Below are 19,382 nucleotides of genomic sequence, written 5' to 3'. Positions count from 1 at the left end.
GAATATGACAAGCACAGTGAACAGCAATCAGAACGATCGGGACCTGCAGCCTCAGCTGTATATTCAGGACGTCACCCTGCGCGACGGCATGCATGCGATCCGCCACCAGTACAGCACTGCACAGGTACAGCAGATCGCCCGCGCCCTCGACCGCGCCGGTGTCGATGCCATCGAGGTGGCCCACGGTGATGGCCTCAACGGCTCCAGTTTCAATTACGGGTTTGGTGCCCACAGCGATCGCGAGTGGATCGCCGCGGCCGCAGAAGTGATTGAAAACGCGGTGCTCACCACACTGATTCTGCCCGGCATCGCCACCAAGGAAGACCTGCACTGGGCCTGGGACGCGGGCGTGCGCTCCGTGCGTGTGGCCACCCATTGCACCGAGGCGGATATCTCCCGCCAGCATATCGAATACGCCCGCGCACTGGGCATGGACACCATCGGCTTTCTGATGATGTCGCATATGAACAGCCCGCAGGGTCTCGCCGAGCAGGCGCGGCTGATGGAGTCCTACGGCGCCGGCTGTGTGTACGTAGTGGACTCCGGCGGCGCAATGAATATGCGCGATGTCAGTGCGCGGGTGCGCGCCCTGCGTGAACAACTGCGACCGGAAACCGAAATCGGTATTCACGCCCATCACAACCTGTCCCTGGGTGTGGCGAACTCCGTCGCCGCGGTGGAGCAGGGGGTGCGCCGGGTGGATGCATCCCTCGCCGGCATGGGCGCAGGCGCCGGCAATGCGCCGCTGGAAGTGTTTATTGCCGCGGCCAACCGCATCGGTTTCCGCCATGGCAGTGATGTGCTGCAACTGATGGATGCCGCCGATGACCTGGTGCGCCCGCTGCAGGACCGCCCGGTACAGGTGGATCGGGAGACATTGTCGCTGGGTTACGCCGGGGTCTATTCCAGCTTCCTGCGCCACGCGGAAGTCGCCGCGGCGCGCTACGGGCTGGATACCCGGGAAATTTTACTGGAGCTGGGGCGGCGCAAAATGGTCGGTGGTCAGGAAGACATGATCGTCGACGTGGCGCTGGACCTGCTGAACGCGACTGCCACGACAAGCGGAGTACAGTGATGACAGTACAGACACACACACAACACACAGAAAAAAGCGCGGGGGATATCGACACTTTGGATATGGTCGCCCAACGCCTGGATCAGGCCGCCCATACGGCCAGCGCGATGACCCAGCTGTCCACCCAAGGTGTTACTTTGTCTCTCGACGGCGCCTATCAGGTACAGGACGCCTCCGTAGCGCGTCGCTTCGCGCGCGGTGAGCATCAGCTGGGCATCAAAATGGGATTTACCAGCCGCGCCAAGATGCAGCAGATGGGCGTGAACGAAATGATCTGGGGCCCGCTCACCAGCGGCATGCAAATCGAAGAGGGCGGTACGCTGGATCTGGCAAACTTTATTCACCCGCGGGTGGAACCGGAAATTGCCTTCCTGCTGAAAAAAGACCTGTGCGGGCCGGTGTCGTTCACCGAGGCCATGGACGCGGTGGAAGCGGTGGCGCCGGCACTGGAAATCATCGACTCACGCTACCGCGACTTTCGCTTTTCCCTGCACGATGTGATTGCCGACAACTGCTCCTCCTCGGGGTTTGTGGTTGGCCAGTGGCGGCGGGATCTGACGCAACTGGATAACTTGGGTATGGTACTGGAAATGGACGGTGCCGCGGTGGAGTTCGGCTCCAGTGCCGCGATTCTCGGCAACCCCTGGCGCTCACTGGTGGCGGCGGCGCGGCTGGCCTCGGAGCGGGGCCGGGTATTGAAAGCCGGTTGGACAGTGCTCGCCGGCGCCGCTACCGCCGCGCGACCACTGACTGCCGGCAATTATATTCGCCTGCAGTGCGAGGCCCTGGGAGATGTGGAATTCCGTGTGCGGGATTCACGCGCGGCCGCAACTGCGGCGTAAGCCCGACGCGTCAATCAAACCATTCACGGTAAAACCAGCCTGCAACAATAAAATCGGGTACGAATATGACCAATACACACACGGCTGCGGCGGCCAGTTCCGCCCAGGTCATCGAAGGCCTCGCGGTACCCCGCGGGCGCTTCCCCCACTACCGCCGCGCGGGTGACTTTATTTATGTATCGGGCACCAGCTCGCGCCGTGCGGACAACAGTTTTGTTGGTGTGGAAGTCGACGGCTTCGGCACCACCGCACTGGATATCGAAGCGCAGACCCGCGCGGTGATCGAAAACATGCGCGCGATACTGCAGCAGGCGGGTGCGGATCTGAGCGATGTGGTGGAAATCAGCAGCTTTCTGGTCAATATGAATGACTTCGGTGGCTACAACCGGGTGTATGCGGAGTACTTTGATGAGCAGGGCCCCGCGCGCACCACGGTCGCGGTACACCAGCTGCCACATCCGCATCTGCTGATCGAGATCAAGGCGGTTGCCTACAAACCTCAGGCACAGAAATCGGAACTGGAAAAAGGAGCGTCCCGGTGAAACCAACATCCTTACCGTCTGTGGGCAAGCTGCGCGCGTTCGATTTCCAGAAGTGGATTGCCGAACACGAACACCTGCTGAAGCCGCCGGTGAACAACAAACTGATCTGGGAAGATTCCGATCTCATGGTCACGGTGGTGGGCGGACCCAACACCCGTTACGACTACCACGACGACCCGGTAGAAGAGTTCTTCTACCAGATGAAGGGCAACTGCTTCCTGCGCATCATGACCGACGATGGCCCTGAGGAATTGCACATTCGCGAGGGGGAAATATTCCTGTTGCCCGCCCATGTGCGCCATTCTCCCCAGCGCCCGGAAGAGGGCAGCATCTGCCTGGTGATCGAGCCCAAGCGCCCGCCCGGCGAAAAAGATGCCTTCGAGTGGTATTGCCAGGACTGCAATCGGCTTCTGCACCGCACCGAGGTGTTGTTGCAGAACATCGCCCGTGACCTGCCGCCGCTGTTCGACGCTTTCTATAGTGACGAATCGCTGCGCCAGTGCGATCACTGCGGCGCCGTGCACCCGTTGCCGAACCGCTGACCCGGAGCCGCTGGCTCCGCACACAATAAATAAAAAATGCTGGATTTTCCGGTGCACCGAAAGTGCGCCGCGGCTTCCTGCGGCCCAAAGATGAGGGGATGATATGACCGTCGTTGATATGCACACTCACTTCCTGCCGGAGACCTGGCCGGATCTGTCGCAAAAAATAGGTGGCGCCGACTGGCCGTGGATGCGCCACGACGGCGCCGGCCGCGCCATGCTGATGCTGGGAGACAAAGAGTTTCGTCCAGTGCAGGAAGCCTGCTGGAATTCCGCCAGGCGCCTGGAAGATATGGACCGCGACGGTGTGGATATCCAGATCATGTGTGCAACGCCCCTGCTGTTCGGTTACCAGCGGCCATTGCAACACGCGATACAGAATGCACAGCTGTTCAATGACCTGGCCCTGGAAATCTGTGCACAAGATCCCGCGCGCCTGAAAACCCTGTGCCAGGTACCGCTACAGGATATCGATGCGGCTTGTGCGGAAGCCAGCCGCGCATTCAACAATGGCCATGTGGGCGTGCAGATCGGCAATCACGTGGAAGAAAAAAATCTCGACGACGAGGGCCTGGTGACTTTCCTCCAGCATTGCGCCGGGGAAAAAATCCCGGTGCTGGTGCACCCCTGGGATATGCTCGGGCGCGAGCGCATGCCCAAGTACATGTTGCAGTGGCTGGTGGCCATGCCCGCAGAAACTCAGCTGTCGATTTTGTCGCTGATCCTGTCCGGTGCCTTCGAGCGCATTTCCCGCGACCTGAAAATCTGCTTCGCCCACGGTGGTGGCAGTTTTGCGTTTCAGCTGGGCCGGGTCGACAACGCCTGGCGCCATCGGGATATCGTGCGCCAGGACTGCCCGAATCTGCCCTCGTCCTATACCGATCGTTTTTATGTGGATTCCGCGGTATTCAGCCACGATGCGCTGGCGTTACTGGTGAAAACCATGGGGGAGGAGCGAGTGCTGCTGGGTTCGGATTATCCCTTCCCTCTGGGAGAGCAGACTGTGGGTGAACTGGTGCGCAGCCAGCCGGGATTTTCCAGTCGCGCCAAGCGCGGCATCCTCGGCGAAAATGCCATGCGCTTTTTTGATCTGGAGGCGGTTTCATCGAAGAGTGAGGCGATGTTGGCTTGAATTACCGATCAAAACGGTGTGATTGTGTTTTACCCGCGATGTAGGTCCCTAGAACGTTTATTTCGCGCCAGTATTCTGTCGCGGTATCAAGAGGGTTGCGATCGACAATCACAAAGTCAGCCCATTTCCCAACTTCCAGGCTACCTATTTTATTCTCCATGCCTAGCTGCCGGGCGCCATTGATGGTCATGGCGCGCAGGGCTTGAAGCGGTGTGATAGCTTCATTGTTGCCGAGCACGGTGCCGGACCGCGATACGCGAGTGATGGCGGTCTGCATAAGGCTGAAAGGTTCAGCCGGGAACATCGGGCTGTCCGCATGAAGTGTCGGGTGCATATCCAGGGAAAATGCGGTGCGCACTGGCAGTAATTTTTTTGCTCGCTCCGGCCCGATCAGCTGATCTTTCAGTGCGTCACCGTAGTAGTAAAGGTGATTGATATGGAAACTGGGTGTGACGCCCAGTTTGGCCAGTGGAGCTAACACAGTCCCGTTCAGCATCAGCCCGTGTTCAAGCCGATGGCGCCTGTGGATAAATGCCTGTTGTTCTGCCTCGGGTAGGGAATCAAATTCCTGTTGCAGGATTTGCAGAAATTCCTGCGCCGCGCGATCGCCCTGGACATGGGTAGCGGTTTGCCAGCCGCGCCCGTTGAAATCGTGCAGTTGCGCCTGAAATTCTTCCGCGCTGATAACCGGCTCACCGTGGCTGTCGTGGGCAATGCCCAGTTGTTCGCTGAGTGCGCTCTCGGCGTAGGGCTCTTCCACTACCATGCTGCCGCTATAGGGCGAGCCGTCGTACCAGAACTTTGCGCCCAGTATCCTGAAATAATCACTGCCGGTTTCTGGATTACCGTTCAGCTTGTCGAGGTTTTCACCGCGGTAATAAAAAAACTGACGAATACGCGGTTGGAAATTATCGCTGGAAGCCCACTTGGCCAGCCACGCCGGCACATTGAACCCCAGTGATGCCACCGTGGTATATCCCGCACTGCGCAGGTCATCGAGCTCGGCTTCGTAAGCGGCAGCTACTTTCAATGGGTTTTTGTGGGGCGCGATAAACGGCTCCAGCGCGGCCTTTTCCACCAGCATGCCATTCAGGCGCCCATTTTCATCCCGCCCGTAATAGGAGCCTTCGCCGGGTACCGGCGAATTCTCATTGATGTCCATGGCGGCAAGCGCCGCGGAATTTACCCAGGCGGTATGCATGCTCTGGGCGAGAATGAACAGTGGATTGCCTGGCGCTATCTGATCGAGCTGGTCGCGGGTCGGAGTATCCAGTCCCTCCAGTAAAATCGGATCGAGTCCCTTGGCATAGATCCAGTCGTTGGCCGGAGTTCCGGCCACCTCTGTCTCCAATGCCCGCCACGCCTCGCTGGCACTGTCATGAGTAAAGCCGCTCATATCGAGGAAGTTGCGGAATACCGCGCTGATTGCCGGGTGTTCGTGGACGGCGACGAAGCCCGGCAACAGGGTTTTGCCATTGAGATCGACCACTTCGGTGTCATCGTCAGCAAGCGCTTCGGCGTCGCTGCCTACTGCCAGAATTTTTCCGTCGGAAATCGCGAGTGTATTCGCGGTGGTATTTGCACTGTCTAGCGTCAGGATGGTGCCGTTTATAAAAATACGCGCGGCGTGGAGCGGCGCTGCATGTCTTTCGGAATCACAGGCGGCAAGTAGCGCGCAAAGGGAGGCGAGAAAGAGTGGTCGTGAATAAAGCGTCATAGTAAAAACTCTCGCGCTCACATTCCGCGCATCGCCATCCAGAGGCCGCTGGCCACCAGTAGAGCACCGCCGACCTTACTCAAAACTTGATTGCCTGTGCGATGCTGCAGGCGAGATTGCGCGTGAACCGTAATCCAGGCGTAAATCAGCATTACACCAACCACGCTGACCGTGGTGATGGCGAAAATGATCAGCATATCGGTGAGTGTGATTTCCGCCAGTGGCAGAAAAGCGGGAAAAAAGCTGACATAGAACAGAATTGCTTTGGGGTTTCCGAGCGTAATAGTCAGCCCGATCAGTACACTGGACGTCAGTGATTTGGTGGATGTGGGGGCCACCTGTGCGGTAACTGCCCGTGTGCGCAACAGGCTGATACCCAGCCAAAGTAAATAGGCGGCACCGAGATACTTAATCCACACAAACACGCTGCCCATCATATCCGCGACATAGGCGAGGCCAGACAGGCACAGCGCGATAAAAATATAATCACCGAAAACGATGCCGATCGATGTCGCCACACCATGTGCCATGCCGCCACTGGCCGATCGCGCCATCACCGCAAAAATTCCCGGGCCGGGAATAGCCGCCAGAACGACCATGGCTCCGAATAGTGCGAAAGTGCTGATTAGTGTCACGGGGATACTTCCATCTTAGAGTCCACCGGTCACATCGATAAAAGTGCCTGTGGAAAAAGAGGCCTTGTCACTGATCAGCCAAGCAATCGCTTCCGCGACCTCTCGATCATGACCGCCGCGCCCGAGAGGGATTGCGGATTTTAGACGATCAACTCGATGGGGCTCGCCGCCATCTGCGTGCATTCCCGTGTGAATCAACCCTGGACGCACAGCGTTTACCCGGATGCCTTCCCGCGCGACCTCCTTGCTGAGCCCGATAGTCAACGAATCGACCGCGCCCTTGCTGGCTGCGTAATCCACGTACTCGTTGGGCGAGCCGCTGCGGGCTGCACCGGAAGACACATTGACGATGGCACCGCCATTTCCATCGCGCGCGATGGACATACGTTTGATGGCTTCGCGACAGCAGAGCAGGGTGCCAGTGACGTTGGTTTGCAGGATTTTGTTGATGCGTTTGGCGGAAAGGTTTTCTACGCGGGTTTGCTGCATCAGCATGCCTGCATTATTGACGAGTGCGTTCAGCCGGCCCAAGCGGTTGTCGAGCTCTCTGAAAAGTCGTTCGACGTCTTCTTCACGCGAAATGTCGGCCTGCAACGCGATCGCTTTTACTCCCAAGGCTTCACATGCCTCAACGATCTTACCCGCCTCGGCGGGTCTTTCGCGGTAGCTGATGCAGAGATCGTAACCCTGTTCTGCGAGCAAAAGTGCTGTGGCGGCACCAATACCGCGACTGCCGCCAGTGATCAAAGCAATAGGTCGCAAAGGCATTTCCTGATGGGAGGGTGACCGCTGTTGGAGCCCGCCAGCCGGCAGGCTCCAGTGGGGGGATTAATAAATCTGCGGGCCGCTGTTGTCAGTATCGCTGGCGAGGCTCAGTTCGTCGGCGGCGCTGTTGAGGTACTCTGCGTCGGATTCCGACTTGAGCTTGATCATCAGGCGCAGGTCATTCGCGGAATCCGCGTGGGCGAGGGCGTCTTCGTAGGTGATTTCGCCGCGGTCGTAGAGTTCGTACAGGGCCTGGTCGAAGGTCTGCATACCCTGCTCAATGGAGCGCTTCATCAGCTCCTTCATTTTGTGCACCTCGCCTTTGCGGATCAGGTCTGACATCAGCGGGGTGTTGATCATGATCTCGAGACACGCGCGGCGGCCGTCGCCATCCGGCGTCGGCACCAGCTGCTGGGCGACCATGGCCTGCAGGTTCAGGGACAGGTCCATCCACAACTGCTGGTGACGATCCGCCGGGAAGAAGTGAATGATCCGGTCCAACGCCTGGTTGGCGTTGTTGGCGTGCAGGGTACACAGACAAAGGTGGCCGGTCTCGGCGAAGGCGATGGCGTGGTCCATGGTTTCCCGCGAACGCACCTCACCAATCAGGATCACGTCCGGCGCCTGACGCAGGGTGTTTTTCAGGGCGGTTTCGAAGGAGTCGGTATCCAGGCCTACTTCCCGCTGGGTGACGATACAGCCGCGGTGTTGGTGGATAAATTCGATCGGGTCTTCGATGGAGATGATGTGGCCCTTCGAGTTTTCGTTGCGGTGGCCGATCATCGAAGCGAGGGATGTGGATTTACCGGTACCGGTGGCGCCCACAAAAATGATCAGGCCGCGCTTGGTCATCGCCAGCTCTTTGAGCTGCTCGGGTAGCCCGAGGCCGTCAATCGTCGGGATTTTGGTTTCGATGCGACGCAGCACCATGCCGACGAGGTTGCGCTGGAAGAAGGCGGATACCCGGAAGCGGCCGACGTTGCGCAGCGAGATGGCGAAGTTGAGTTCTTTGGTCTCTGCGAACTCTTTTTTCTGCCGGTCGTTCATGATGCCGACGACCATTTCCCGGGCTTTTTCCGGGGTCAGCGGAGAGGTGCTGACGGGGACGATTTTGCCGTGCAGCTTGATCGAGGCGGGTACGCCGGCGGTGATGAACAGGTCGGACGCGCCTTTTTCCTGAACCAGCTGTAACAGTCGTTCGATTTCCATCTTAGAAATTCTCCGGCATTTTCGCTTTTTCGCGCGCGACTTCGCGGCTGATGATGCGCTTCTCGACCAGCTCTTCCAGGCACTGATCCATAGTCTGCATGCCCACGTTGGCGCCGGTCTGGATGGCGGAGTACATCTGGGCGATTTTGTCTTCGCGGATGAGGTTACGGATAGCGGGGGTGCCGCGCATGATTTCGTGGGCAGCGACACGGCCGCCGCCGTTGCGCTTGAGCAGGGTCTGGGAGATGACCGCTTGCAGGGATTCCGAGAGCATGGAGCGCACCATGGCTTTTTCCTGCGCCGGGAACACGTCGACAACACGGTCGATGGTTTTGGCGGCGGAGGTAGTGTGCAGGGTGCCGAATACGAGGTGGCCGGTTTCCGCGGCGGTGAGTGCCAGGCGGATGGTCTCGAGGTCCCGCATCTCACCCACGAGGATGATATCCGGGTCTTCCCGCAGCGCGGAGCGCAGGGCTTCGGCGAAGCCGTGGGTGTCGCGGTGGACTTCCCGCTGGTTGACCAGGCACTTCTTGGATTCGTGTACGAATTCGATCGGGTCCTCCACGGTGAGGATGTGCTCGTACTTGTTGTCGTTGATGTAGTCGATCATCGCTGCCAGCGAGGTGGATTTACCAGAGCCGGTGGGGCCGGTGACCAGTACCAGGCCGCGCGGGGTATCGGAGATCTGTTTGAACACCTGGCCCATCCCCAGGTCTTCCATGGTCAGTACCTTGGAGGGAATGGTCCGGAATACGGCGCCGGCACCGCGGTTGTGGTTGAACGCGTTTACACGGAAGCGGGCCACACCGGGCACTTCAAAGGAGAAGTCGGTCTCGAGGAACTCTTCGTAGTCCTTGCGCTGCTTATCGTTCATGATCTCGTAGATCAGGCCGTGTACCTGTTTATGCTCCATGGGCGGCAGGTTGATACGGCGCACGTCGCCGTCCACCCGGATCATCGGGGGCAGGCCAGCGGAGAGGTGCAAGTCCGAGGCGTTCTGCTTGGCGCTGAAGGCGAGGAGTTCTGTAATGTCCATACTGCTAACCTTTATTCTTCTCGATTCTTCTCATATATGACGCGGCGGCAATGAGCGCATAGAATGCCCGCCGAGCAAAAGTTGGGTCCCAGTATATGCGCAAAGGGTCTATCCCCGAAAACCTCAATTCTGTCGCTGAGCGGATCGTCACAGCCTGCCGTAGTTGTGACCGGCAGTCCGATGCGGTCACCCTGCTGGCAGTGTCCAAAACCCGCCCGGCGCAAGACCTGCGGGCGGCCTATGATGTGGGGCAGCGCCACTTTGGCGAGAATTATCTGCAGGAGGCGTTGGATAAGCAGGAAGCGCTGAGTGACTGCGATATCACCTGGCACTTCATCGGCCCCCTGCAGTCCAACAAGACACGCGATGTGGCGGAGCATTTTCACTGGATGCACTCTCTGGAGCGGTTAAAAATTGCACGGCGCCTTTCCGAGCAGCGCCCGGAGGGTATGGCCCCGCTGAATGTGTGTTTGCAGGTGAATATCGATGGTGAGGACAGCAAGTCTGGCGTCAGCCCGGAGGCGCTCCCGGCACTGGCGGCCAAAGTGGCGACGCTGCCGAACCTGCGGCTGCGCGGGTTGATGGCAATTCCGGCACCCCGCGGGGCAGCGGAGGACCAGCGCACACCATTTAAACAGCTGGCTGGATTGCTGGAGGCGCTCAAGGACCAGCTGCCGGATCAGCCGCTGGATACTCTGTCGATGGGCATGTCCGGGGATATGGAAGCGGCGATTTTCAGTGGCTCGACCATCGTCCGGATAGGGACCGATATCTTCGGTGCGCGCAAATAACAGTTTCGGAGGAAGCAATGTCTGATCAAAAAATGGTCTTTATCGGCGGCGCCGGCAATATGGCGGGCGCGGTGATTGGCGGAATGGTGGCCAGTGGTTATCCCGCCGACAAGATTGTCGCCACGGGCCGCGACGAACAGAAGCTTAAGGCGTTTTGTGATCGCACTGGTGTGCACGGCAGTACCGACAACCTTGTGGCAATCCGGGATGCGGATGTGATCGTGCTGTCGGTCAAGCCGCAAGTGATGAAAGCGCTGTGTGAGACCATTGCCACGGAAGTGAGCGCCCGCAAACCCCTGGTGATTACCCTGGCCGCTGGAATCCCGCTCGCGGCCTATCAGCGGTGGCTGGGGGCGGGGGTGCCGATTGTGCGTGCGATGCCGAATACGCCCGCGCTGGTAGGCACCGGCGTTACCGGCCTGTATGCGGGCGACGGCGTTACCGGTGAACACAAGTCCGTGGCCACACAGATGGCGGATGCGGTGGGCATCGCCCAGTGGGTCGAGCAGGAATCCGGGATCGATCAGGTGATCGCGGTGTCCGGTTCCGGCCCCGCCTACTATTTTCAGTTTATGGAATCCATGATTGACGCGGCGGAGAAGGCCGGCATGAATCGCGCAGACGCCGAGCGACTAACCTTGCAAACCGCACTGGGCGCGGCGAAACTTGCGGTGGCCGCGGATGTAGATGTGGCGCAGCTCAAGCGCAATGTCATGTCTCCCAATGGCACCACCGAGCGGGCAATCAAATGCTTTCAGGAGGGTGGCCTGCCGCAACTGGTGGAGCAGGCTATGAACGATTGCGCTGCGCGTGCCGCAGAAATGGCTAACGAACTCGATAAATAAAAGGACTTTTGATGGTCAACACCTTCAGTAATATTGGCGTTTTTTTACTCGCCACCATCGGGATTCTGTTCCTGTTCGCGGTGCTGCTGCGCTTTATGCTGCAGGTGGGTCGGGCGGATTTCTATAATCCGATCTCCCAGGGCATCGTCAAGGTGACCAACCCCTTTCTGCGCCCGCTGCGCAAGATTGTGCCTGGGCTGTTCGGTATCGACATGGCTTCACTGCTGCTCGCCCTGCTGGTGGGGTGGGTAATGATCATGGGCGCGGGCTTTCTCGCCGGCGCAGGTATGTTGAACCCCTTGAGTGCGCTGCTTTGGTCCCTGCTCGGCGTGTTGATGACGCTGATCGCGATCCTGTTTGTGGGGATGCTGGTTTCCATTGTGGTGAGCTGGGTTGCGCCGCAGAGCTCGCACCCCGCACTGATGCTGCTGCGCCAGGTGCTAGAGCCGGTTTACGCCCCAGTGCGCAAAATAATCCCGCCGCTGGGGGTGATCGATATCAGCCCGATCTTTGTATTTATCCTGCTTACTGTGGCCGACAAGTTGCTGGTCGGCTTTGCGCAAAGCGTTCATATGCCTCAGCTGGTATACAACCTGTTCTGGCATATCCCCTTCTGATTCTTACCGGCTTGATCTTATTGGCTTTGGGGCCGGCATGGCCGGCTCCAAAGCTGACTTAGCTGTCAGCTCCTCCCCAATCGCCATTCCAGGCTCTACCCAGTTCGCGAAACCTGATGTGCGGGCTTTATATTGCCGGCTGCATGCAGGAAAATGGGCGGCAAATCCGTAAGTAACTCTGTGCCCGCAGTGTCAGTACAGCTATCAGGGCGGTTACTTTCTAGCCAGCAGTAACAATAAGAACACCTAAACATGGAAGATGTGACCTTGCGCCAGCATATCGCCGATTATGACCGTTGGAAAAAGGGGCTCGATGGCCAGTTAAATTACTTTAACGGATGGCTGGAAGAGCATTTTCCCAACTCCGCCGGCGCCCGCCAGGTGGTACAGCAGGCGCGTCAGTTGCTGGTGGAAGACCAGTTCACGGTGGCGCTGGTAGGCGAGTTCTCCCGCGGCAAAACCGAGTTGATCAACGCACTGCTGTCACATACCTACGGCAAGCGCCTGTTGCCGTCGCGCCCGGGCCGCACCACCATGTGCCCCACCGAGATCTTCAGTGACGGCAGTGCCCAGGCCTCGGTACGCCTGCTGCCCATCGAGACTCTGGCGACCAACACCAGCCTGGAAAGCTTCCGCCGCATCCCGCAGAAGTGGGTGAACTTTGATTTTGATCCGGACGATGCCGAAGCAACCCGCAACGCATTGATGAAAGTGGCCGCCAGTAAGGCCGTGACCCCGGAGGAGGCCGCCCGCTACGGCTTCGACCGCCGTCATCTCGATGGCAATGGCAATCTGGTGCAGATCCCGGCCTGGCGCTACGCACTGATCTCGCTGCCGCATCCGCTGCTCGCTCAGGGGCTGCGCATTATCGATACGCCCGGGCTGAATGCTCTGGGCAACGAGCCCGAGTTAACCCTCTCCACCCTGCCCAGTGCCCAGGCCGTGGCCTTCCTGCTTTCTGCGGACGCCGGCGTCAGCGGCACTGACCTGAACATGTGGGAAACCCACCTGGTGCCGCTGAAAGAGCACCGCGGCACCTCCGTCATGGCACTGCTGAACAAGATCGACGTTTTGTGGGACGACCCTGACGAAGACGCCGACCAGATGCTGCGCAAGATGCGTGCAGAGGTGAGCAAGTTGCTGGATCTGCCGCAGGAAAATGTGGTGGGCGTGTCCGCGAAAAAAGCCCTGCTGGCCCGCGCCGAGCGCGACCCGGTACTGCTGCAGCAGAGCTGCTTCGGCGAATTTGAAAAACTGCTGGTGCAGCGTCTGATGGAGCATCGCGACAAGGTCGCCAACCACCGCTCCCTGCATCAGGCGCTGACCCTGATGGCCGACACCCGCGACCTGCTGAAGCGCCGCCTGAACAGCGGCCGCGCCACCCTGGAGCACCTGAAGCGTCACGGCGCCACCAGCCCGGAGCAGATCGAAGAACTGAAGCAGCTGCACGCCACCGCCAAGGAGCAGCACAAATTCTGTCATCAGGAACTGCTGACCCTGAAATCCAGTCAGCGCATGCTCGCCCGTCAGCGCGCCTCGTTGCTCGCCCCGGTTTCCAGCCAGCAGTTGCAGCAACTGATTGATGAAACGCGTTATGCACTCAATGAGCGCTGGTCTCCCCTGGGGCTGGCCCGTGCCATCGATGGATTTATGGGTGGTGTTGAGCACCAGCTCAGCAATCTCGAGCGCGAAGTGGATCAGGCCAATCGCCTGGTCGACGCGGTTTATGACCGCTCCACCCTGAACAACATCATTTCCGCTGAACAACACTTCGATATCGCCGGCTTCCGCGCGGCCCTGCGCGGTCTGCACCGTCAGGCCGCACAGCTGCGCCGTTCACCCCAGCTGCTATTGGCCCGCCGGAATCGCTTGACCGAGCGCTTTGTGGCGACTCTGGCAAATGAGGTGGGGCGCATGTACAGCCAGATGATCTCTGCTGTGGACGGTTGGCTCGACAGCGTGCTGGAGCCGTTGCGTCAGCACGTGCAGTACCAGAAGCACTTGCTCAACCGCCACCTGATCAAGCTCACGGAGTTGAAGCAGAAAACCCAGAGCAAACGCACCGACCTGCGTGCGCTGGAAGAAGAGCTGGTGCGGAACCACAATGCGCTGGGTGGGCTGGAAGACCTGCTCAAACAGACCCAGGCTGCACCCCAGCCGATTCCGCCGGCGCCGGTTGCCAATAACGTCACGCCATTAAAGGCTCCAGCGACTTCCTGAGAAGATGCGAAGTGATGGGGCGGTGAAACACCACTGACGCTACAGGTGTACTCCCGCCCCCACCTTTCGTAAACTGGCGCCCCGCCCAGCAACCACATGCGAAAGATTTTGACCACGGAAGCGCACACTCCCAATTCAGGAAAGTCGGCAGGGCTGCCCGCCAATTCTGTCGGCATCGTCGAGCCGCAAAGCCATACCTTTCCCGGCCCCTTCAAGCTGGCCTGCGGTCGTGTGCTGGACGAATACACCCTGGTGTATGAAACCTACGGCACTCTCAATGCCGATAAAAGCAACGGCGTACTCATCTGCCACGCGCTCTCCGGGCACCATCACGCGGCAGGTTTCCACAGCGAAAACGACAAGCGCCCCGGCTGGTGGGATCACTATATCGGCCCGGGCAAACCCATCGATACCAACAAATTCTTCGTGGTCTCCCTGAACAATCTGGGTGGCTGCCACGGTTCAACCGGCCCCACTTCCATCAATCCCGAGACCGGCAAACCCTGGGGCCCGGATTTCCCGCCCCTGCGCGCGCGGGACTGGGTACACAGCCAGGCGCAGCTGGCAGATCATCTCAGCATCGGGCAGTGGGCTGCCGTGGTGGGTGGCAGTCTCGGTGGTATGCAGGCCATGCGCTGGGCACTGGAATATCCCGACCGCCTGCGCCACTGTGTGGTGATCGCCTCGGCCATGAAGCTGTCCGCGCAGAATATCGCATTCAATGAAACCGCCCGGCAGGCGATTACTTCCGATCCGGATTTTCGCGACGGACGTTATCTGGAGGCGGAAACGCTGCCTCGTCACGGCCTTGCGGTAGCGCGGATGATCGGGCATATCACCTATCTCTCGGACGATGGCCTCGGCAAAAAATTTGGCCGCGAATTGCGCTCCGGTACTTTTCAGCAGGGCGTGGAGGAACTGGTGGAATTCCAGGTGCAGAGTTACCTGCGCTACCAGGGGGACACCTTTTCCAGCAGTTTTGACCCGAATACCTATATCCTGATGACTCGCGCGCTGGACTATTTCGATCTTGCGCGAGAATACGACGATGACCCGGTAAAGGCCTTCTCCCACGCCCGCTGCAAGTTTTTGTTGGTATCGTTCACTTCTGACTGGCGCTTTGCGCCGGATCGCTCCCGGGAAATTGCCGACGCGCTGATGCACGCCAATATTCCGGTGAGCTACGCCGAAGTGGCGTCGCCCATGGGTCACGATGCATTCCTGCTGCCCAACCCGCGTTACGAAAATCTTTTTGCGGCCTACATGAATAATGTGGCGGGCGAGCAAGATGCCGAGCAACGTAACGAAATGAGCGATGGAAAGAACAGCGAGGTGTCGTCATGATGCGCAAGGACCTCGATATTATTCACAACTGGATCGCGCCCGAAACGCGGGTGTTGGATCTCGGTTGTGGCGACGGCGCTTTGCTGGCGCGGCTGGAGAAAGAAAAAAAGGTCGGTGGCTACGGTCTCGAAATTGACCCGGGCCAGATCCAGAAATGTATTGAGCGCGGAGTGAGCGTAGTCGAGCAGAACCTGGACAACGGCCTAAAGAATTTCGCCGACCAGAGTTTTGATACGGTGGTGATGACCCAGGCTCTGCAGACCCTGCGCTTCCCGCACCTGGTGGTAGAGGAAATGCTGCGCGTCGGGCGCGAGTGCATCATCACCTTTCCCAACTTCGGTCAGTGGAAGGCGCGCTGGCACCTGGCGGTCTCGGGGCGTATGCCGGTATCCGACTTATTGCCTTTTGAATGGTACAACACGCCCAATATTCACTTTTGTACTTTCAAGGATTTTGAGGTGCTCTGTCGCGAGCACAGCTGGCAGATTTTGCACCGGCAGGTAGTCTCGGAATCCCCGGTATCCGGAGTTTTGAAGGATTTTTTGCCGAATCTTTTCGGAGAAACGGCGATTTACCATCTGACTCGCTAATATAAAGAGTAGATTGTTGTTAAGCGCGCCACCTTCAGTGGAGGGGCGATAGCAGGACACTGTTAAAGAATACAAAGGAGGACGCCGTGAAACGTCTGTTTGCAGCATTTATCTCTGTGGCCCTGCTGTTGTGGGCGGCCGCGGCGGCCGCACAGGGTGCGAAGACCATTGAGAATCATCAGAATTTTGGTGACTACCGAGTGACGTACTCGGTGTTCAACAGCGATTTTATTTCTCCGGAAATTGCCCGCCACTATAATCTGGTGCGCGCGGCGGACCGCGCCTTTGTAAATATTTCCGTGAGTAAAAAAGACGGCACCGAGGGCGTGAGCGCCGGTGTGTCTGGCAACGCCACCAACCTGATCCAGCAGTCGCGGAACCTGGACTTCCAGGAAGTGCGTGACAACAAAGCGGTCTATTATCTGGCGCCCTTCCGTTTTAACGATGAAGAAAACCTCACCTTCAATATTGATCTGGTTCTGCCCGATGGCAGTACCCAGCAGCTCACCTTCCGCCGGCAGCTGCACAAGAACTGATTTTCTCAGCAGTATTGTGCTACAGCGGGCCGAATGAGCCCGCTGTTTCTGTTTATGGAACCTGAAAAGCGGAGCCGAAAACCCCATGGATAAAATCGTCCTCGCCAGCGGCAATGCCGGCAAGCTCAAGGAATTCTCACAGCTGTTTTCCGGCTGGCAGATTGCCGTATTGCCGCAATCGGACTTTCTGGAACAGGAAGCGGAGGAAACCGGCCTCAGCTTTATTGAGAATGCTCTAATCAAGGCGCGGCACGCCAGCCGTGTCAGTGGCTTGCCGGCGCTGGCAGACGATTCTGGCTTGGCAGTGGACGCGCTCGATGGCGCTCCGGGAATTTACTCCGCACGCTTTGCCGGTGTGGGCGCCAGCGATGAGGACAATAACCGCAAGCTGTTGGAATCGCTGGAGGATGTACCCACGGAAAAGCGCACCGCCGCCTTTCATTGTGCATTGGCTTTTGTCCGCAGCGCAGACGACCCGGTGCCGCTGGTGTGCACCGCGTACTGGCCCGGGCAGATTCTTAGCCGGGCTGCTGGCGATCAGGGGTTTGGTTATGACCCCCTGTTTTACGTGCCCTCGGAAAAGCTCTCCTCGGCGCAGCTGCCTCGGGAGGTGAAAAACCGGTTGAGCCACCGTGCCCAGGCGGTAAAAAAGTTCGAGCAGTTGTGGCATGAAGAAATGGTGGTGCCCGACAATTTGCGCCATGCCAATACGGGCAAAAAGCTGATTTGAGTCGAATACGTTGAGCCCAGAAATTCTTCCCTCTACTCCCCCTCTCGCGCTGCCGCCGCTGAGCCTGTATGTGCATATCCCCTGGTGTGTGCGCAAATGTCCATATTGCGATTTTAATTCTCACCAAGTAGCTGCCGGCGCTCACGAAGTCGCCACGGGTGCGCATGTGGATATTCGCCACGGCGCAAACAGCGTGCCGGCGGCAAGCCATCTGCCCGAAGCCGAATATGTCGATCAGCTGGAGCGGGATCTGCGCAGCCAGCTGGCCTGGGTGCAGGGTCGCACGCTGGGGTCCATCTTTTTTGGTGGTGGCACGCCCAGCCTGTTTTCGCCCCTGGCCATTGAGCGGATTCTGAATCTGGCGGAATCCCTGGTGGGCTTTACACCGGATATCGAAATCACCCTCGAGGCCAATCCGGGCACCTTCGAGCAGGCGAAATTTGCTGGCTATCACGCGGCCGGGGTTAATCGCCTGTCCATCGGTGTGCAGAGCTTTGACCCGCTGCAACTGCAAAATCTTGGCCGTATCCACTCGGGCCCGGAAGCGGAGACGGCGGCTACCCAGGCGCGAGCAGCGGGCTTCGACAATATCAATATCGACCTGATGCACGGCCTGCCGGGGCAGGGCGAGGTGGATGCACTGCGGGACCTCAAGCGGGCGGTCGAGCTTGAGGCGGAGCATATCTCCTGGTATCAGCTCACCATCGAGCCCAATACCGCCTTTTACTCCGCGCCCCCGGTGACCCCCGGTTCCGAGCAGATAGCGGCAATCCAGCGGGCCGGCCGCGCCTATCTGGCTGGGGAGGGCTACGGGCGTTACGAGGTATCCGCCTACGCGCGCGAGGGCCTCGCTTCCCGCCACAATCTCAATTACTGGTCGTTTGCCGATTACATCGGCATCGGTGCGGGCGCCCACGGTAAGTTCACCCTGCCGGAAAGCGGACGCATCATTCGCACTCAGCGCACGCGCACCCCGCGGGATTACCTTGCACTGGGTTGTGCCATTGGGGAGGGCGGGCAGGTGTTCCCGTTGCCGAAAACCACCGATGTGGCCGTGGAGGAGCGGCCGCTGGAGTTTCTGATGAACACCCTGCGCCTGTCTTCTGGTGTGCCTGTGGCGAGTTTTTCCGCCTATACCGGGCTTCCCCTGTCGGCCATCAAGGGAGAGTGGGCCCGCCTGCAGACGATGGAGCTGGTGGCGCCATTGGGGCCAAAGATTGGCGCCACAGAATTTGGTTATGACTATGTGGACGAGATTCTTCAGCGCTTCCTGCGCGAAGACTGATCCAGCCCTTGAAAAGGCGACTGGCGCCCACATATAGCCCCAAACGCCCGCTATTGCGACGAATCGTCAATGGTGGCGAGACCATTTGCCTTGCGGGGCTTGCTGGCCGTACTTATCATGTTTGCCGGCGCGGCCGCTTCATGTCTGCCGGCGCAGCCGTTAGGCCTTAAGAAACAGAACCACAGGAAAGCACTATGAGCGCGAACATCGTCAACGTCACCGACGCAGAATTTGAAGCCGAAGTACTCAAAGCCGATGGCCCGGTACTGGTAGACTTCTGGGCCCAATGGTGCGGTCCCTGCAAGATGATCGCCCCGGTCCTGGAAGACCTGTCCGGCCACTACGGCGATCAGCTGAAAATCGTCAAAGTCGACGTAGATGCCAACAAGGAAGCTGCGGCCAAGTACAACGTGCGTGGTATTCCCACCCTGCTGCTGTTCAAAGGCGGTAACGTGGAAGGCACCAAAGTGGGTGCTCTGTCCCGCGCACAGCTGACCGAGTTTATCGACAGCCAGATCTGATCTGCCTGAGCGGGGTGCTGCCTGCCAATCGCAGGGCACCCCGTATCGTTTTGGTCGCTGCCGGGTAAGGGCTCGATTGCCCGAGAAATAGACCTTGCAGGATGCCGAACTGCCGTTATACTGCCTAGTAATCAAAGTAACTGTTCAGTACAGACCTGAGCCAAGTCGCCAACCCCGCTGTCGTCACAGCCTCTCCGGCGCAAACTCCTCAATTTGAGCGATCCCCTTCCGGCACCTCTGCCAAGACCTGTGTGCCAATGTGAGTGGTCATCTGTGTTCAAATTGTATTTAAGTGAGTAGCGTGCGGGCAGCTAATCCGTCGACCAGTCGATACGGGCATTATCAACATCGAACTTTCAAATCCCCCCGCAAACACTTCCGGTGCGTCCGCGCCAAATGACAGAAGAA

20 protein-coding genes are annotated in these 19,382 nt (G+C 58.9%); 15 read left to right on the top strand and 5 right to left on the bottom strand.

The annotated features are described in order from the left end of the window. The first annotated feature begins 4 nt into the window (after positions 1 to 4). The 5 genes from dmpG to Q1A74_RS14505 all read left to right on the top strand — a co-directional run bounded on the left by dmpG (position 5) and on the right by Q1A74_RS14505 (position 4,133). Positions 5 to 1,075: a 4-hydroxy-2-oxovalerate aldolase gene (gene dmpG, locus Q1A74_RS14525; RefSeq protein ID WP_299597663.1), complete on the top strand. Its 1,071-nt coding sequence runs from the start codon at positions 5 to 7 to the stop codon at positions 1,073 to 1,075. Further along, on the top strand, positions 1,075 to 1,917 hold the full coding sequence (locus Q1A74_RS14520) for a fumarylacetoacetate hydrolase family protein (RefSeq protein WP_299597660.1): 843 nt from the start codon (positions 1,075 to 1,077) through the stop codon (positions 1,915 to 1,917). Before dmpG ends, Q1A74_RS14520 begins: the two co-directional genes overlap by 1 nt. Positions 1,918 to 1,982: 65 nt before the next feature. Next, positions 1,983 to 2,459 (top strand): RidA family protein, encoded by a 477-nt coding sequence (locus tag Q1A74_RS14515; RefSeq protein WP_299597657.1) that lies wholly within the window; start codon positions 1,983 to 1,985, stop codon positions 2,457 to 2,459. Beyond that, positions 2,456 to 3,001 (top strand): 3-hydroxyanthranilate 3,4-dioxygenase, encoded by a 546-nt coding sequence (locus tag Q1A74_RS14510; RefSeq protein WP_299597655.1) that lies wholly within the window; start codon positions 2,456 to 2,458, stop codon positions 2,999 to 3,001. Before Q1A74_RS14515 ends, Q1A74_RS14510 begins: the two co-directional genes overlap by 4 nt. Positions 3,002 to 3,104: 103 nt before the next feature. Next, positions 3,105 to 4,133, top strand: a complete 1,029-nt coding sequence (locus Q1A74_RS14505) for an amidohydrolase family protein (RefSeq protein ID WP_299597652.1) — start codon at positions 3,105 to 3,107, stop codon at positions 4,131 to 4,133. A 1-nt stretch (position 4,134) separates the two neighbouring features. On the opposite strand, the gene Q1A74_RS14500 is transcribed toward Q1A74_RS14505, so the two are convergent. The 5 genes from Q1A74_RS14500 to Q1A74_RS14480 all read right to left on the bottom strand — a co-directional run bounded on the left by Q1A74_RS14500 (position 4,135) and on the right by Q1A74_RS14480 (position 9,495). Then, on the bottom strand, positions 4,135 to 5,850 hold the full coding sequence (locus tag Q1A74_RS14500; protein WP_299597649.1) for an amidohydrolase: 1,716 nt from the start codon (positions 5,848 to 5,850) through the stop codon (positions 4,135 to 4,137). 17 nt (positions 5,851 to 5,867) lie between these two features. After that, on the bottom strand, positions 5,868 to 6,485 hold the full coding sequence (locus Q1A74_RS14495; RefSeq protein ID WP_299597646.1) for a LysE family translocator: 618 nt from the start codon (positions 6,483 to 6,485) through the stop codon (positions 5,868 to 5,870). 15 nt (positions 6,486 to 6,500) lie between these two features. Next, the gene (locus Q1A74_RS14490) at positions 6,501 to 7,247 is read right to left on the bottom strand and encodes an SDR family oxidoreductase (protein WP_299597643.1); all 747 of its coding nucleotides are present in this window, start codon (positions 7,245 to 7,247) and stop codon (positions 6,501 to 6,503) included. Positions 7,248 to 7,313: 66 nt separating this feature from the next. Then, complete coding sequence (locus tag Q1A74_RS14485) at positions 7,314 to 8,459, bottom strand: PilT/PilU family type 4a pilus ATPase (RefSeq protein ID WP_299597640.1); 1,146 nt, start codon at positions 8,457 to 8,459, stop codon at positions 7,314 to 7,316. Between the two features lies 1 nt (position 8,460). Then, positions 8,461 to 9,495 carry a type IV pilus twitching motility protein PilT gene (locus Q1A74_RS14480; RefSeq protein ID WP_299597638.1) on the bottom strand — a complete coding sequence of 345 codons (1,035 nt, stop codon included), beginning with the start codon at positions 9,493 to 9,495 and terminating at the stop codon, positions 8,461 to 8,463. 95 nt (positions 9,496 to 9,590) lie between these two features. Here Q1A74_RS14480 and Q1A74_RS14475 point away from each other — a divergent pair, with 95 nt between their 5' ends. The 10 genes from Q1A74_RS14475 (at position 9,591) to trxA (ending at position 18,974) form a co-directional block, all read left to right on the top strand. Then, the gene (locus tag Q1A74_RS14475) at positions 9,591 to 10,286 is read left to right on the top strand and encodes a YggS family pyridoxal phosphate-dependent enzyme (RefSeq protein ID WP_299597635.1); all 696 of its coding nucleotides are present in this window, start codon (positions 9,591 to 9,593) and stop codon (positions 10,284 to 10,286) included. Between the two features lie 17 nt (positions 10,287 to 10,303). Continuing rightward, positions 10,304 to 11,131: a pyrroline-5-carboxylate reductase gene (proC, locus tag Q1A74_RS14470; RefSeq protein ID WP_299597632.1), complete on the top strand. Its 828-nt coding sequence runs from the start codon at positions 10,304 to 10,306 to the stop codon at positions 11,129 to 11,131. An 11-nt stretch (positions 11,132 to 11,142) separates the two neighbouring features. Beyond that, positions 11,143 to 11,748 carry a YggT family protein gene (locus tag Q1A74_RS14465; protein WP_299597629.1) on the top strand — a complete coding sequence of 202 codons (606 nt, stop codon included), beginning with the start codon at positions 11,143 to 11,145 and terminating at the stop codon, positions 11,746 to 11,748. Positions 11,749 to 12,000: 252 nt separating this feature from the next. Further along, positions 12,001 to 13,968, top strand: coding sequence for a dynamin family protein (locus Q1A74_RS14460; protein WP_299597626.1), 1,968 nt, complete (start codon positions 12,001 to 12,003; stop codon positions 13,966 to 13,968). A gap of 96 nt (positions 13,969 to 14,064) precedes the next feature. Then, positions 14,065 to 15,312: a homoserine O-acetyltransferase gene (locus Q1A74_RS14455; protein WP_299597623.1), complete on the top strand. Its 1,248-nt coding sequence runs from the start codon at positions 14,065 to 14,067 to the stop codon at positions 15,310 to 15,312. After that, entirely contained in the window at positions 15,312 to 15,902 is a 591-nt protein-coding gene (gene metW / locus Q1A74_RS14450; protein ID WP_299598386.1) for a methionine biosynthesis protein MetW, read from the top strand. The genes Q1A74_RS14455 and metW overlap by 1 nt, the downstream gene beginning before the upstream one ends. A gap of 86 nt (positions 15,903 to 15,988) precedes the next feature. Further along, the gene (locus tag Q1A74_RS14445) at positions 15,989 to 16,438 is read left to right on the top strand and encodes a DUF4426 domain-containing protein (RefSeq protein WP_299597620.1); all 450 of its coding nucleotides are present in this window, start codon (positions 15,989 to 15,991) and stop codon (positions 16,436 to 16,438) included. Between the two features lie 85 nt (positions 16,439 to 16,523). Next, positions 16,524 to 17,168, top strand: coding sequence for an RdgB/HAM1 family non-canonical purine NTP pyrophosphatase (rdgB, locus tag Q1A74_RS14440; RefSeq protein WP_299597617.1), 645 nt, complete (start codon positions 16,524 to 16,526; stop codon positions 17,166 to 17,168). Positions 17,169 to 17,178: 10 nt separating this feature from the next. After that, on the top strand, positions 17,179 to 18,453 hold the full coding sequence (hemW, locus tag Q1A74_RS14435) for a radical SAM family heme chaperone HemW (RefSeq protein ID WP_299597614.1): 1,275 nt from the start codon (positions 17,179 to 17,181) through the stop codon (positions 18,451 to 18,453). A gap of 194 nt (positions 18,454 to 18,647) precedes the next feature. Then, positions 18,648 to 18,974 carry a thioredoxin TrxA gene (gene trxA / locus Q1A74_RS14430; protein WP_299597612.1) on the top strand — a complete coding sequence of 109 codons (327 nt, stop codon included), beginning with the start codon at positions 18,648 to 18,650 and terminating at the stop codon, positions 18,972 to 18,974. Positions 18,975 to 19,382 lie beyond the last annotated feature (408 nt).

It is taken from the genome of uncultured Microbulbifer sp., assembly GCF_947504145.1.
GTDB lineage: Bacteria > Pseudomonadota > Gammaproteobacteria > Pseudomonadales > Cellvibrionaceae > Microbulbifer.
This window is presented reverse-complemented; position numbering and strand designations above follow the sequence as displayed.

Coding starts and splice junctions, on each gene's coding strand:
- Q1A74_RS14485 (WP_299597640.1), bottom strand. CDS start 8,459: ATGGAAATCGAACGACTGTTACAGCTGGTTCAGGAAAAAGGCGCGTCC.
- Q1A74_RS14515 (WP_299597657.1), top strand. CDS start 1,983: ATGACCAATACACACACGGCTGCGGCGGCCAGTTCCGCCCAGGTCATC.
- Q1A74_RS14505 (WP_299597652.1), top strand. CDS start 3,105: ATGACCGTCGTTGATATGCACACTCACTTCCTGCCGGAGACCTGGCCG.
- Q1A74_RS14480 (WP_299597638.1), bottom strand. CDS start 9,495: ATGGACATTACAGAACTCCTCGCCTTCAGCGCCAAGCAGAACGCCTCG.
- Q1A74_RS14520 (WP_299597660.1), top strand. CDS start 1,075: ATGACAGTACAGACACACACACAACACACAGAAAAAAGCGCGGGGGAT.
- Q1A74_RS14500 (WP_299597649.1), bottom strand. CDS start 5,850: ATGACGCTTTATTCACGACCACTCTTTCTCGCCTCCCTTTGCGCGCTA.
- trxA (WP_299597612.1), top strand. CDS start 18,648: ATGAGCGCGAACATCGTCAACGTCACCGACGCAGAATTTGAAGCCGAA.
- rdgB (WP_299597617.1), top strand. CDS start 16,524: ATGGATAAAATCGTCCTCGCCAGCGGCAATGCCGGCAAGCTCAAGGAA.
- Q1A74_RS14475 (WP_299597635.1), top strand. CDS start 9,591: ATGCGCAAAGGGTCTATCCCCGAAAACCTCAATTCTGTCGCTGAGCGG.
- Q1A74_RS14455 (WP_299597623.1), top strand. CDS start 14,065: ATGCGAAAGATTTTGACCACGGAAGCGCACACTCCCAATTCAGGAAAG.
- dmpG (WP_299597663.1), top strand. CDS start 5: ATGACAAGCACAGTGAACAGCAATCAGAACGATCGGGACCTGCAGCCT.
- metW (WP_299598386.1), top strand. CDS start 15,312: ATGCGCAAGGACCTCGATATTATTCACAACTGGATCGCGCCCGAAACG.
- proC (WP_299597632.1), top strand. CDS start 10,304: ATGTCTGATCAAAAAATGGTCTTTATCGGCGGCGCCGGCAATATGGCG.
- Q1A74_RS14460 (WP_299597626.1), top strand. CDS start 12,001: ATGGAAGATGTGACCTTGCGCCAGCATATCGCCGATTATGACCGTTGG.
- Q1A74_RS14465 (WP_299597629.1), top strand. CDS start 11,143: ATGGTCAACACCTTCAGTAATATTGGCGTTTTTTTACTCGCCACCATC.